We start from the raw sequence: 12,505 nt of genomic DNA on the forward strand, positions 1-12,505 counted from the left end.
TTGAAAACCCCGAGGAAAATCCTGGCGGCCGTGGCAGCGGTGGCGCTGGCGGCCGCGCTCCTGCTGTGGTGGCTGCCCGCGCGCTGGGCCTTGCCGCTGTTGCAGCCTTCGCTGCACGGCCTGCGCCTGCAGCAGGTGGGCGGCACGCTGTGGGACGGCCGCGCGGGACGGGTGCTGTCGACCGACGGCCATGATCTCGGCCGCCTGCAATGGCAACTGTCGCATCGCATCCTGCTCGGGCGGGCGGAGCTGCGCGTCGATTTCGCCGGACCGCAATTCGCGTTCAGCGGGCAGGTCCGGAAACTGCCCGCGGGCCGGATGGAATGGAGCGGCCTGCAGGCCCGTGCGGAGCTGTCCGCGCTGGCCGATCCGCGCCTGCGCCTGCCGCTGGGGCAACCGCGGGGAGAGCTAGTCCTGCGTGCCGACCATGCGCTGCTGCAGGGTGGCTGGCCGCTGCGGATGCGGGCCGAACTGCAATGGCGGCAGGCCGCGATGCGGACGAAAGGCGGCGACGTGGCGCTGGGCGGCCTGCATGGGCAAGTCACTGCGCAGGGGGGCGTGATCCATGCACAATGGCAGGACGACGGACAAGGCCCGCTGCGCACCAGCGGTGCGCTGCAGTTGAGCCCGCTGGGCTGGCGCCTGCAGGGCGAGCTGCAGCCGCGGCAGGGCGATTCCGCCCTGCGGCGCTGGCTTGCCACGCTGGGCCAGCCCGATGCCGGCGGCACGATTCACCTCGAACGCAGCGGCGGACTGGCCGCTGCATCCATCATGGGAAAAGCCGCACGATGAAAGCCGAAACCGCCGCGCTGGCCCTCGCCGCCGCCCGCGAAGCCGCCGCCGCCGCCGCCGAGGTGATCCTGCACTACTGGAAGCGCGGCGTGGACGTGGAGATCAAGGGCGACGCCACCCCGGTGACCATCGCCGACCGCGAAGCCGAGCAGGCGATCCGCAAGCTGCTGCGCGCCGCGCTGCCGGAGGCCGCCATCTACGGCGAGGAATACGGCCTCGACGGTGCGCGCGACGGCCTGCTGTGGCTGGTCGATCCGCTCGACGGCACCAAGAGCTTCGTGCGGCGCACGCCCTTCTTCTCCACCCAGATCGCGCTGATGGATCGCGGCGAACTGGTGCTGGGCGTGTCCAGCGCACCGGTCTACGGCGAGACGATGTGGGCCAGCGCCGGCGGCGGCGCCTGGTTCGAGGGCGAGCGCGTGCGCGTGGCCGACACCTTCGACATGAAGCAGGCATCGCTCTCCATCGGCAACGTGAAGACGCTCACCGGCGATGCGCGCTGGGCCGCGCTGGGCGCGCTGATCCGCGACAGCAACCGCATCCGCGGCTACGGCGACTTCTGCCACTACCACCTGCTCGCCCGCGGTTCGCTCGACCTGGTGATCGAGTCGGACGTGAACATACTCGACGTGGCCGCGCTGGCGGCGATCGTGCGCGAGGCCGGCGGCACGTTCACCGACCTCGCCGGACAGCCGCCCACGCTCGAAACCACCAGCGTGCTGGCCGGCACCGTGGCGATCCACCGGCAGGCGCTGCGCCGGTTGGCGGTTTGACGCGGTTACAATCGCACGATGCCCAAGCCCATCATCCACGCCACGCGCGAGATCGAGCGCAGCCGTTTCCTGCGTCTCGAACAGGTCGACCTGGAATTCTCCAACGGCGCGCGCCGCACCTTTGAGCGCATGCGGCCCGGCGGGCTCGGCGCGGTGATCATCGTACCGATGCTGGACGCGGAGACGGTGTTGCTGGTGCGCGAATACGGCGTGGGCCTGGATCGCTACGAACTGGGCCTGCCCAAGGGCCGGCTCGACCCCGGCGAAACCGTCGAGGAAGGTGCCGACCGCGAGCTGAAGGAGGAGGTGGGCTACGGCGCGCGCCGGCTCACGCCGCTGCACCAGCTGTCGCTGTCGCCGTCCTACATGTCGCACATCGCGCACGTGGTGCTGGCGCAGGAGCTCTATCCCGAGCGCCTGCCCGGCGACGAGCCCGAGCCGCTGGAAGTGGTGCCCTGGAAGCTTGCCGACCTGCACACCCTGGTGGCGCGAGACGACGTCACCGAGGGCCGCTCGATTGCCGCGCTGTTCATGGTGCGCGAATACCTCGCCGGAAGGATGCCCTTGCCGTGAGCGCCGCCCCGGACCATCCGCTGCTGCTTGAGATCGGTGCGCTGGCGCGCCGCGCGGGCGAGGCGATCCTCGAGGTGTACCGCCAGGACTTCGATGTCGAGCTGAAGGACGACCGCTCGCCGCTCACCGCCGCCGACGTGGCCGCGCAGCATGTGATCGCCGAGGGCCTGGCGCGGATCGAGCCGGCGCTGCCACTGGTGTCGGAGGAAGCCAGCCAGCAGCCGTGGGAACAGCGCCGGGCGTGGACGCGGCACTGGCTGGTCGATCCGCTCGACGGCACCCGCGAGTTCGTGAAGCGCAACGGCGAGTTCACCGTCAACATCGCGCTGATCGAGCGGCACCAGCCGGTGCTGGGCGTGGTGCTGGCGCCGGTGACCGGCGATCTCTACGTCGCGGCACGCGGCACCGGTGCGTGGTGGCAGGTGGAAGAGGGCGGCGACTGGGAGCGCATCGGCACGCGCGCGCTGGCGCAGCCGGCCATCGTGGCCGGTAGCCGCTCGCACGGTGGCGCGCAGGAAGAGACCCTGCGCCGCCTGATCGGCGAGGACTACAGCCTGCAGCCGCTGGGCTCCTCGCTGAAGTTCTGCCTGCTCGCGCGCGGTGGCGCGGACGTCTACCTGCGCCGCGGCCCCACCAGCGAGTGGGATACCGCCGCCGCGCAGTGCGTGCTGGAGGAGGCCGGCGGCGCCGTGCTGGATCTCTCCGGCCAGCCATTGCGCTACGACCGTGGCGAGTCGCTGCTCAATCCCGAGTTCATCGCGGTGGGCGACGCCGGCCTCGACTGGCCCGCCAAGCTGCGCGACGCCGGCCTGCCGTGAGCGAAACCGCACGCCACAGCCTCGACGACCTGCTGGCGATCATGGCGCGCCTGCGCGATCCCGCGCAGGGTTGCCCATGGGACGTGCAGCAGGACTTCGCCAGCATCGCGCCGTACACCATCGAGGAAGCCTACGAGGTGGCCGACGCGATCGACCGCGGCGACTTCGACGACCTGCGCGAGGAGCTGGGCGACCTGCTGCTGCAGGTGGTGTTCCATGCGCAGATGGCGGCCGAGCAGGGGCGCTTCGATTTCGCCGACGTGGCGCATGCGATCAGCGCCAAGATGATCCGCCGCCATCCGCACGTGTTCGGCGGGGCATGCTACGCGGACCTGGACGCGCAGAAGCAGGCGTGGGAAGAGCTGAAGGCCGCCGAGCGCCTCGCGAAGGGCGAGGCGCATGATGCCAGCGCGCTGGCCGGCATTTCGCGTGGCCTGCCGGAGTGGAAGCGCGCAACGAAGCTGCAGCAGCGCGCCGCCGCCGTCGGCTTCGACTGGCCGGACTACCGCCCGGTGCTGGACAAGCTGGCCGAGGAGATCGACGAGGTGCGCGCCGAATTCGAGGCGGGTGCCGACCCGGCACGACTGGAGGACGAGATCGGCGACGTGCTGTTCGTGGTGGCGAACCTCGCCCGCCACGCGGGCGTGGATTTCTCGCGTGCGCTGCGGCACGCCAACGCAAAGTTCGAGCGACGCTTCCGCCGCATGGAGCAACTGGCCGCCGATGCCGGCGGCACGCTTGCCGACCACGACCTGCCCGCGCAGGAGCGCCTGTGGCAGCGCGCCAAGCAGGATTGAGCCCTTGCGATCGTTCCTGATCGCGAAGGTCGAACGGGCGGCTACCCCTGGCCTCGATGGATGCTTGCGATCGATCCCCGGTCGCGGAGATCAAGCGGGCAGCCATCCCTGGCCGCACCCTTGATGGACGACGGTCTTGCAACCTTTCGCCGGCGGCCTGCATCAGAACCCGTCGACACCCACCCGAGGAGATCCGCCATGCGCCGTACTGCACTTGCCCTGCTGCTGCTCGCCCCGCTGTCCGCCTTCGCCGCCGGCCAGTGCAAACACGAGGCGCCGCGCAACCTGCAGCTCGATCTCGCCGGCGTGCGCGGCGTGCAGATCGACGTCAACAGCTACGACCTGCACGTGAACGGCGCGCCCGGCACGAAACAGCTGGTGCTGAACGGCCGCGCCTGCGCCTCGGACGCGGCGATGCTGGAAGACCTGCAGATCACCCAGCACCGCGATGGCGACCAGCTCATCGTCGAGCTGGGCGGCGACCGCCATCATTCGTTCTCGATCCACCTGTTCGGCAGTTCCTACACGAACCTGGAAGCGAACGTGCAGCTGCCGCCGGAATTGCCGGTGACGGTGCGCGTGGGTTCCGGCGACGCCACCGTGGCCGGCCTGCAGCAGCTGCGCAGCATGGTGGGCTCGGGCGACCTGCATGTCAGCAACGTCGCCGGCGCCTTCAGCACCAGCGTGGGTTCGGGCGATGTCGACGCCAGCGACGTCGGCAGCCTGCAGGTCGGCTCGGTGGGTTCGGGCGACTTCAAGGCGCATGGCGTGAAGGGCGACGCGAAGGTTGGCAGCATCGGTTCCGGTGACGTGACGCTGCGCAACGTGGGCGGCAGCGTGCACGTGGACACGCTGGGCTCGGGCGACCTCGGCGTGCACGACGTGGGCGGCGACCTCAGCCTCGGTGCCAAGGGCAGCGGCGACGTCGATCACAGCGGCGTGAAGGGCAAGGTCAGCGTGCCGCGGGACGACGACTGACCGCGCTCCGCTTTTCCCTCTTTTGCCGGGGGCATGGGTTGTTCTGTCTGCCGCAAGGGGCAAAGCGGTTTCGTCTGTTTGCCGCAAGGAACAAGGCGGTTTCGAGCGCCTGCCGGCGCCCGAGCTACTTCTCTTTTGCGTGCCAAAAAGAGAAGTAGCCAAGAGAAAAGGGCACCGCGGGGCAGCGCTCTCCGGGCATCCTGCCCTGCGAGTGCGTGAGGCGGTGCCGGGCTTTTCGAGCGGGCTCCTGCCCGCGCGAAAAGGCGAGCCCATCCGTGGGCTCGCCCGCTGCGCGGCCTGATTGTCCCCGCCTCACCGCCACCCAGGGGCCCCGGAGTAGCAGCGCGCTCCCAGCGCGCAGAAGCAACAGCCAAAGCCAAAGCGGCGCACCGCGCCGCGAGGCCTTGTTCCCTCAGTTTCCAGATACGGCGCGGCGTGGCCGCCACGTCAATCGCGTAGGCGGGAGTGGTTCCAACCCCCTCGACATGTCGGGCTTGTAGTTCCGACGGATTGAACCAGGCCATTTCTCTTGGTTACTTCTCTTGACTCCGGGCATCCCGCCCTCCGCCCTTCGGGCCGGCTTCGCCGTTCGCCGCAGCTCCTGCGGGGGCGTGGGCCAGCAAAGAGAAGGGACTCGGGCGCCGGCAGGCGACCGAAACCGCCTTGTTCCTTGCGACGGGCACCCGAAACTCTCGCGTCCCTAGCGGCACTCCACGAATCCGCCCTGCCACGTTTGCACCATCGCAAAACGGAAGCGCAATCGGCAAACGCACACCAAGTGACAGGCGCCAGCGGAACGGCAGGCCTACCCCAGCCACCGCCAGACCAGATACACCAGCGGCGCGCACACCAGCAGGAACGGCACCGACACGCGATGGAACATCCGCAGGCCATGCGGCTGCCGCGCCAGGCGCAGGGCGATCAGGTTCGCCAGCGAGCCGATCGCCAATCCGAAGCCGCCCACGTTCACCGCCACCGCCAGCGCAGTGGCGTCGTGTGCGCGGCCCAGCAACAGCACCGTGGCCGGCACGTTGCTGATGATCTGCGAGGCCACGATGCCGCTGGCGTACAACGTCAGCGGCCGGCCGAGCGCAAGGCGGTCGAGGCCTTGCGCCACCTGCGGCAGTTCGGCGAAATGCCCGAGTCCGAGGAAGATCGCGGCGAAGGTGGCGAGCAGCATCCAGTCGATGCGCGCCAGGCTGCGCCGCGCCATCAGCGCGAACGCCAGCACCAGGAACAGGGCGCCGGGCACGGCATGGCCGTATTCCATCGCGAGCACCATCGTCGCCAGTGCCGCCACCGAGCCCGCGGCCAGCGGCGCGGCCACCGCGTGGCCGTCCACCTGCGCGGCCTGCAGGGCCACCCGGCCCCGCGGCAGCCATGCCAGCGTGAGTCCGGCCACCAGCGCGAACATCACCGCCGCCGCCGGCAGCATCGCCAGCACGAAGCGCAGGAACGGCAGGTGCGCGTGCTGCCACAGCAAGAGGTTCTGCGGGTTGCCGATCGGGCTCAGCGTACTGCCCGCGTTCACCGCCAGTGCCTCCAGCACGGCCATGCGCGCCACCGGCAGGTTGGAAATGGCGCCGATCGCCAGCGTCAGCGGCACGATCAGGAACAGGCTCACGTCGTTGGTCAGCACCATCGCCAGCAAGGCGGTGCTGGTCACCAGCAGCAGACCCAGGCCGCGCAGCGTGTGCACGTGCGCCACCAGCGCACCCGCCGTGCGCTGCACCGCGCCGCTGTCGCGGATGCCCTGGATTGCCACCATCAGCCCCAGCAGGCCGGCCAGTGTAGGAACCTGCAGCCAGCGCCGGTAGCTGGCCGCCGGCTGCGGGTCGAGCAGGGCCAGCGCCAGCGCGAGCGCGGCGAACAGCAGCAACAGCCACTCGGATTTCAGCTTGGCCCGCCAGTCGTTGGCGGCGGCGACTGGCGTCACTTGCGGTCCCGCTTGTCGTTCTTGCCGCTGCCGACGCCGATCGCGACACCGATGGCGATGCCCGCGCCAATGCCCACCGCGAGGTTGCGCATGGCGAGGCCAAGCCCGGCGCCGAGGGCCACGCCGATGGCGATGCCGATGCCCAGCCTGCGCTGGCGTTCGGGGTCGGGTTTGCCGGGTGGATTCCGGTCGGTCATGGTGCACCCTCGGGAGTGCGGATTATCCGGGATGACGGCGGGTGGCGCGCATCACCATTCGCTCAGGCCTTCCAGCTCGTACAGCTTTTTCCAGCTCGGCCGTGCGCGCACCAGGTCGGCCAGCCGCTTCAGCGCAGGCCATCCAGTGGCGGGGCGCGGCATGTTGCGCGACCAGCGCATCAGCATCGTCAGCAGCAGGTCGGCGCCGGAGAAGTCGCTGCCCAGCAGGTACGGCCCCTGCGACGCGAGCTGGGCGTCGAGCAGGTCCCACACCGCGGCGATCTTCGCCTGCAGTGCGGCGCGGACTTCCGGCGTGTGCTCCGCCCCGCCGAGCTCGGCGGGATAGAACCAGAAGCGGTACGACGACATCAGCGTGTTGCTGAGATACACCGTCCACTGCAGCCAGGCCTCGCGCTCGGGCGTGCCGGCGGGCGGAATCAGCTTCGCCTCCGGGTGCCGCTCGGCCAGCATCTGCAGCAGCGCCGCCGACTCGGCGCGCGGCCGTCCGTCGATCACCAGGGTGGGCACCACGCCGCGCGGGTTGAGCTTGAGGTATTCCGTGTCGTGCTGCGCGTCCTTGTCGAAATCGACCAGCCGCAGCTCGTACGGTGCGCCGGTTTCCAGCAGCGCAAGGTGCACGACCATGCTGGCCGTGCCGGGCGAGTAGTAGAGGATGTACACGAGGCCTCCGGGCCGCCGAGTGATTCCGCCGATGGTGACGGTTCGCTCACCCCTCCCGCAACAGCCGCATCGGCGAGGTGTGCGTCACCTTGCGCGTGCCCGTGAGGCCGAGCAGCATTACCACGATGGCGCAGCCCAGCGCGCCCAGGGCCAGCGGCCAGGACGGCGGCAAGAAACCGTCGATGTGGAACACGGTGCGGCCCAGCCACAGGCCCGCGCCGGCGGCGCCCGAAGCGGCGGTGAGTCCGGCGATCAGGCCGAGCAGGGCGAACTCGCAGGCGGCGGCCACGCGCAGCTGCGCGCGGCGGGCGCCCAGCGTACGCAGCAGGGCCGCCTCGTGGCGGCGCTCGGCGGCGCTGGCGGCCAGCGAGGCGGCCAGTACCAGCGCGCCGGCGAGCAGGCTGAAGCCGAGGATCCAGCGCACCGCGCCGCCCACGCGATCGACGATCTGGCGGATGCGGTCCAGCAGGTCGTCCACGTCCACCAGGCTGAGGTTGGAGTAATCGCGCGACAGCTGCGCCATCGCCTGCGCATGGCCGCGCGGCAGGTGGAAGCTGGCCAGCCAGGTGTGCGGCAGCGCGTCGGCGTGCGCGGGATCGAGCAGCAGGAAGAAGTTCACCCGGAACGAGCTCCAGTCCACTTGGCGGAAGCTCGCCACCTTTGCGTCGATGCGCCCCTCGCCCACGTCGAAGGTCATCGTGTCACCGAGCTTCAGCGCGAACATGTCGCGCCACATGCGGTCCACCGACACCTCGGCCTGCACCGGTCGTGCCACGAACCAGCGGCCGGCGATCACCTGATTCGCGGGCGGCAGCGTGGCGGCCCAGGACAGCCGCAGCTGGCGGTCGGCCCAGTCCTTCGCGCGCGGGTCGGCGAAGCGCTGGCTGTCGACGGGCCGGCCGTTGATCGCGGTGAGCTTGCCCACCGCCAGCGGCATCATGTTGAGCCGGTCGGCGCCGATGCGCGCCAGCGCCTGCGCAAAGCCTGCGCGCTGGTCGTCCTGCAGGTTCAGCGCGAACCAGTTCGGGGTGTCGGCGGGCAGCTCCCTGCGCCAGCCGTCGAGCAGCGCCGGTGCCACCACCGACAACAGCAAGAGTGCCGTGAGACCCAGGCTCAGCGCGGTGGCCTGCACCACGCTCAAGCCCCGCCGTCGCGCCAGCGCGGCGAGGCCGAGGCGCAGGGCGGGATGCGCGCCCGGCGCCACCCGTCGCGCCGCCCACAGCAGCAGCGCGGCGGCGAGCGCAGCCACCAGTGCCACGCCGGCGAGGCTGGCGGCGAGGATGAGCGCGAGTTTCAGCGAGCCGCTCTGGCTGCGGATCAACGCCAGCGCCACCAGCGCCGGCACGAGGTACAAGGCGTAGAAGCGGCGCACCCGGCGCGCCAGGCTCTGGCGGAACACCGCCGCGGGTGGCACTTCGGCCAGCCGCAGCAGTGGCGGCAGCGCGAAGCCGGCCAGCACCGCCAGGCCCATCGCCGCGGCGCCGAGCGAGGGCAGCAGCGGCAGTTCGGTGGGAATGCCGCCGAACAGCGTGCTGGCGAACTGCCAGGCCAGTTGCGCCGCGCCCAACGTGAGCAGCACGCCGGCCAGCGCCACCGGCAGGGCCAGCGCGGCGAGCATGAGCAGCAGCAGGCCGAGCACGCGCCGGCGCGGCGTGCCCAGCGCGCGCAGCAGAGCCACCTCGGGCGTCTTGCGCCGCGCATAGCGCTGCGCGGAGAGCGCGATCGCCACGCCGGCCAGCAGCGCGGCGAGCAGGGCGGTGAGGTGCAGGAAGGCGCCGGCGCGGTCGAAGGCCGTGCGCATGCGCTCCTGGGTTTGTTCCGGCGTGATCAATTCCGTGCCCTGCGGCAGGCGTTGCCGTTGCGCCCAGGCGCGCCAGCGGATGACGGCCTGCGGTGCGCCGGCGAGGAGCAGGCGGTGATGCGCGCGGCTACCCGTGCCCAGCAGGCCGGCCTGTTCGGCGTCTTGCAGGCTCATCAGCGCGCGCGGTGCCAGTGCCACCAGCGCGCCGCCGTCGGGCTGCTGCACCAGTTGCGCGCCGACGCGCAACGGCCTGCCGCCCAGTTGCAGCGTGTCGCCTACCTTGAGCGCAAGCGCCACCAGCGCGCGGTGGTCGAGGTACACCGTACCGGCGGCCGGGCCGTGGCCGCTGCGTTGCCGCCCGTCGGCATCGGCCAGCACCAGCTTGCCGCGCAGCGGATACGCGCCGTCGGTGGCCTGCACGTCGAGCAGTTGGCTGCGGCCGTTGGCGAACGCCACGCTGGGGAAGCCGGCGGCATGGCTGATGGCGAGGCCGTCGCGGCGCGCCTGTTCGGCAAAGGCGTCCGGCACGGCCTGCGGCGCCGACACGCCGACGTCGCCGCCGATCAGCTCCGCCGCACTGGCGAGGATGCCGCGTTCCACCCGCGAGGCCAGTGTCGCCACCACGCCCAGTGCCAGCACCGCCAGCAGCAGGGAGCCGGCCAGCGTGCGCAGCTCGGGCAGGCGCCACTCGCGGCGCAGGTTGCGCAGGGCGAGGCGCAGCAGCTTCATGGCTGTGCTCCGGTCGGCGTGCGCGCGACGTGCTGGCGCGCGCTGTCTCCTTCTCCCCCGACAGCGTTGGGGGAGAGGGTTGGGGTGAGGGGCGCTTTGGCTTTTGGGCTTCGGCAAGTTTCAGAGCGGTTTCGTGCCGAGGCAGGCGCACGAAACTGCTGTGTTGCTTGCAACAGCGCAGAAGCAAAAGCCCCTCTCCCCCAACCCTTCTCCTCGCCCCTCAAAGCCGGCGCCATCCATGGCGCTTTCCCGCGCGCCCGCAAGCGGGCGATGGGAGAAATGCGCGCGCTCATGCGCCCACCGCCGCAACCGGCGCCACCACGCGCCCCTCCTCCAGCTCGATGCGCCGCTGGCAGCGCGCGGCGAGCTGCGCGTCGTGGGTCACCAGCACCAGGGTGGTGCGGTGGTCGCGATTGAGTGCGAACAAGAGGTCGGCGACGTGATGCCCGGTGCGCTGGTCGAGGTTGCCGGTGGGTTCGTCGGCGAACAGCAGACGCGGACCGTGCACGAAGGCGCGGGCGATCGCCACGCGCTGCTGCTCGCCGCCGGAGAGCTGCGCCGGATAATGCCGGCGCCGCGCCGCGAGACCCACCGCCTCCAGCGCCGCGCGTGCCCTGGCACGGGCCTGAGCGTCCCCTTCCAGCTCCAGCGGCAGCATCACGTTTTCCTCGGCGCTGAGTGCGGGCAACAGGTGGAAGGACTGGAACACGAAGCCCACCAGGCGTCGGCGCAGGTCGGCGCGGGCTTCCTCGCCCAGGGTTTCCAGCGCATGGCCATCGAGGCGGATGCTGCCCGCGCTAGGCGTGTCCAGTCCGGCGAGCAGGCCGAGCAGGGTGGTCTTGCCCGAACCGGAGGCGCCGACGATGGCGAAGCTCTCGCCCGCGCCGACGGCGAGACTCACACGGTCGAGAATCTGCAGCCGCCCCTCGGGGCCATCCACGGACTTGCTAACATCGTGCGCTTCCAGGACAAGGTGGGGCGTGTCGCTCATGCGTCGTTTCCTGTGTTTGCTGCTGTGGCTGGCCGGCGCTGCCGTCACGGCGCAGGCCATGCCTGCGCGGACCGTGCTGGTGCTGGGCGATTCGCTGTCCGCCGCGCACAACATTGCGACGGAGCAGGGCTGGGTGCATCTGCTGGAAGTCCGTCTGGGCAAGATGGCGCCGCCGTGGACCGTGGTCAATGCCAGCGTCAGCGGCGAGACCTCGCTCTCCGGGCGCAACCGCCTGCCGGCGTTGCTGGCAACCTACCGGCCCGGCGTCGTGGTGATCGAGCTGGGGGCGAACGACGGCCTGCAGGGCCTGCCGCTGACCCGGTTGCGGGACAACCTTGCGGCGATGATCTCCGCGGCCCAGGCGACCCACGCGAAAGTGCTGCTGCTCGGCATCGAGCTGCCGGTGAACTACGGCCCGCAGTACCGCGACGGCCTGCGCGCGGTCTATGCCGGCCTGGCGAAACAGAAGCACGTGGCCCTGCTGCCGTTCCTGCTCGACGGCGTGGCGCTCGATCCCGCCTTGATGCAGGCCGACGGGCTGCATCCGCTGGCCGCCGGCGAGCCGAGGGTGCTGGAGAACGTGTGGCGCGTGCTGCAGCCCCTGCTGCAGCCGTGAGCTGAACGTCTTCCTGCGGTTTTCACGCCGCCATCACCCCGTGCCCGGTTAGCTCTTCACATTTGTGAAGCCATTCGGGAGAAGCGACATGAGCGGACACGACGAGCAGGCCGGCCTGATTCTGCTGGTGGAGGACAACCGCCAGATCGCCGAGACGGTGGGCGAGTTCCTCGAACGCCGCGGCTATTCCGTGGACTACGCCGCCGACGGCGCCAGCGGGCTGCATCTCGCGGTGACCAGCAGCTACGACGTGATCGTGCTGGACCTGATGCTGCCCGGCCTGGACGGCCTCGAGGTCTGCCGCAAGCTGCGCCGCGAGGCGAAGAAGGCCACCCCGGTGCTGATGCTCACCGCGCGCGACACGCTGGAGGACAAGCTGACCGGCCTGGAGGCCGGCGCCGACGACTACCTGGTGAAGCCGTTCGAGGTGCGCGAGCTGGAGGCGCGGCTGCGCGCGTTGATCCGTCGCGACCGCCGCCAGGTCTCCGCCGAGGTGCTCAACGTGGGCGACATGACGCTGGACACCGCCACGCTGCGGCTGACCCGTGCGGGGCAGGAGCTCACCGTGTCGCCGATCGGCCTGAAGCTGCTGGCGATCCTGATGCGCGAATCTCCGCGCGTGGTGAGCCGGCGCGACATCGAACGAGAGATCTGGGGCGACATGCTGCCCGACTCCGACACGCTGCGCTCGCACCTGTACAACCTGCGGCGCGTCATTGACAAACCCTTCCCGCGGCCTCTGCTACACACCATCCATTCGGCCGGCTACCGGCTCGCGGACCTCGACGCGGAAGTGGCCTCGGCCGCCCACATGGCGTGATGC

At 70.8% G+C, this 12,505-nt stretch carries 13 protein-coding genes; 8 read left to right on the forward strand and 5 right to left on the reverse strand.

The window, feature by feature from the left end:
• The 6 genes from ACQGNW_RS10455 to ACQGNW_RS10480 all read left to right on the forward strand — a co-directional run bounded on the left by ACQGNW_RS10455 (window position 1) and on the right by ACQGNW_RS10480 (window position 4,731).
• A complete protein-coding gene (locus ACQGNW_RS10455; RefSeq protein WP_426663095.1) occupies window positions 1-792 on the forward strand; it encodes a type II secretion system protein N in 792 nt (263 codons plus the stop codon).
• On the forward strand, window positions 789-1,565 hold the full coding sequence (locus tag ACQGNW_RS10460) for an inositol monophosphatase family protein (RefSeq protein WP_426663096.1): 777 nt from the start codon (window positions 789-791) through the stop codon (window positions 1,563-1,565). The genes ACQGNW_RS10455 and ACQGNW_RS10460 overlap by 4 nt, the downstream gene beginning before the upstream one ends.
• A gap of 18 nt (window positions 1,566-1,583) precedes the next feature.
• Complete coding sequence (nudE, locus tag ACQGNW_RS10465; RefSeq protein ID WP_426663097.1) at window positions 1,584-2,138, forward strand: ADP compounds hydrolase NudE; 555 nt, start codon at window positions 1,584-1,586, stop codon at window positions 2,136-2,138.
• On the forward strand, window positions 2,135-2,956 hold the full coding sequence (gene cysQ / locus ACQGNW_RS10470; protein WP_426663098.1) for a 3'(2'),5'-bisphosphate nucleotidase CysQ: 822 nt from the start codon (window positions 2,135-2,137) through the stop codon (window positions 2,954-2,956). Before nudE ends, cysQ begins: the two co-directional genes overlap by 4 nt.
• Window positions 2,953-3,753 carry a nucleoside triphosphate pyrophosphohydrolase gene (gene mazG / locus ACQGNW_RS10475; RefSeq protein ID WP_426663099.1) on the forward strand — a complete coding sequence of 267 codons (801 nt, stop codon included), beginning with the start codon at window positions 2,953-2,955 and terminating at the stop codon, window positions 3,751-3,753. The genes cysQ and mazG overlap by 4 nt, the downstream gene beginning before the upstream one ends.
• A 198-nt stretch (window positions 3,754-3,951) precedes the next feature.
• Window positions 3,952-4,731, forward strand: coding sequence for a DUF4097 family beta strand repeat-containing protein (locus tag ACQGNW_RS10480; protein ID WP_426663100.1), 780 nt, complete (start codon window positions 3,952-3,954; stop codon window positions 4,729-4,731).
• An 805-nt stretch (window positions 4,732-5,536) separates the two neighbouring features.
• Here the strand turns inward: ACQGNW_RS10480 and ACQGNW_RS10485 are convergent.
• From ACQGNW_RS10485 to ACQGNW_RS10505, 5 genes are all read right to left on the reverse strand, one after another.
• Entirely contained in the window at window positions 5,537-6,667 is a 1,131-nt protein-coding gene (locus ACQGNW_RS10485) for an SLC13 family permease (protein WP_426663101.1), read from the reverse strand.
• On the reverse strand, window positions 6,664-6,864 hold the full coding sequence (locus ACQGNW_RS10490) for a glycine zipper domain-containing protein (protein WP_426663102.1): 201 nt from the start codon (window positions 6,862-6,864) through the stop codon (window positions 6,664-6,666). The genes ACQGNW_RS10485 and ACQGNW_RS10490 overlap by 4 nt, the downstream gene beginning before the upstream one ends.
• 51 nt (window positions 6,865-6,915) lie before the next feature.
• Window positions 6,916-7,545 (reverse strand): glutathione S-transferase family protein, encoded by a 630-nt coding sequence (locus tag ACQGNW_RS10495; RefSeq protein WP_426663103.1) that lies wholly within the window; start codon window positions 7,543-7,545, stop codon window positions 6,916-6,918.
• A gap of 46 nt (window positions 7,546-7,591) precedes the next feature.
• Complete coding sequence (locus ACQGNW_RS10500; protein WP_426663104.1) at window positions 7,592-10,075, reverse strand: ABC transporter permease; 2,484 nt, start codon at window positions 10,073-10,075, stop codon at window positions 7,592-7,594.
• A gap of 289 nt (window positions 10,076-10,364) precedes the next feature.
• Window positions 10,365-11,066 (reverse strand): ABC transporter ATP-binding protein, encoded by a 702-nt coding sequence (locus ACQGNW_RS10505; RefSeq protein WP_426663105.1) that lies wholly within the window; start codon window positions 11,064-11,066, stop codon window positions 10,365-10,367.
• Between ACQGNW_RS10505 and ACQGNW_RS10510 the strand changes: the two genes are divergently transcribed.
• On the forward strand, window positions 11,065-11,682 hold the full coding sequence (locus tag ACQGNW_RS10510; protein ID WP_426663106.1) for an arylesterase: 618 nt from the start codon (window positions 11,065-11,067) through the stop codon (window positions 11,680-11,682). The genes ACQGNW_RS10505 and ACQGNW_RS10510 overlap by 2 nt on opposite strands.
• Before the next feature lie 88 nt (window positions 11,683-11,770).
• On the forward strand, window positions 11,771-12,502 hold the full coding sequence (locus tag ACQGNW_RS10515) for a response regulator transcription factor (protein WP_426663107.1): 732 nt from the start codon (window positions 11,771-11,773) through the stop codon (window positions 12,500-12,502).
• Window positions 12,503-12,505: the final 3 nt, after the last annotated feature.

The organism is Rhodanobacter aciditrophus (assembly GCF_050026795.1).
Taxonomy (GTDB): Bacteria; Pseudomonadota; Gammaproteobacteria; order Xanthomonadales; family Rhodanobacteraceae; genus Rhodanobacter_A.

Bases quoted from the DNA above. Each gene is read 5' to 3' on its own strand.
- ACQGNW_RS10460 (WP_426663096.1), top strand. From the start codon at position 789: ATGAAAGCCGAAACCGCCGCGCTGGCCCTCGCCGCCGCCCGCGAAGCC.
- nudE (WP_426663097.1), top strand. From the start codon at position 1,584: ATGCCCAAGCCCATCATCCACGCCACGCGCGAGATCGAGCGCAGCCGT.
- ACQGNW_RS10480 (WP_426663100.1), top strand. From the start codon at position 3,952: ATGCGCCGTACTGCACTTGCCCTGCTGCTGCTCGCCCCGCTGTCCGCC.
- ACQGNW_RS10490 (WP_426663102.1), bottom strand. From the start codon at position 6,864: ATGACCGACCGGAATCCACCCGGCAAACCCGACCCCGAACGCCAGCGC.
- ACQGNW_RS10500 (WP_426663104.1), bottom strand. From the start codon at position 10,075: ATGAAGCTGCTGCGCCTCGCCCTGCGCAACCTGCGCCGCGAGTGGCGC.
- ACQGNW_RS10510 (WP_426663106.1), top strand. From the start codon at position 11,065: ATGCGTCGTTTCCTGTGTTTGCTGCTGTGGCTGGCCGGCGCTGCCGTC.
- ACQGNW_RS10505 (WP_426663105.1), bottom strand. From the start codon at position 11,066: ATGAGCGACACGCCCCACCTTGTCCTGGAAGCGCACGATGTTAGCAAG.
- ACQGNW_RS10515 (WP_426663107.1), top strand. From the start codon at position 11,771: ATGAGCGGACACGACGAGCAGGCCGGCCTGATTCTGCTGGTGGAGGAC.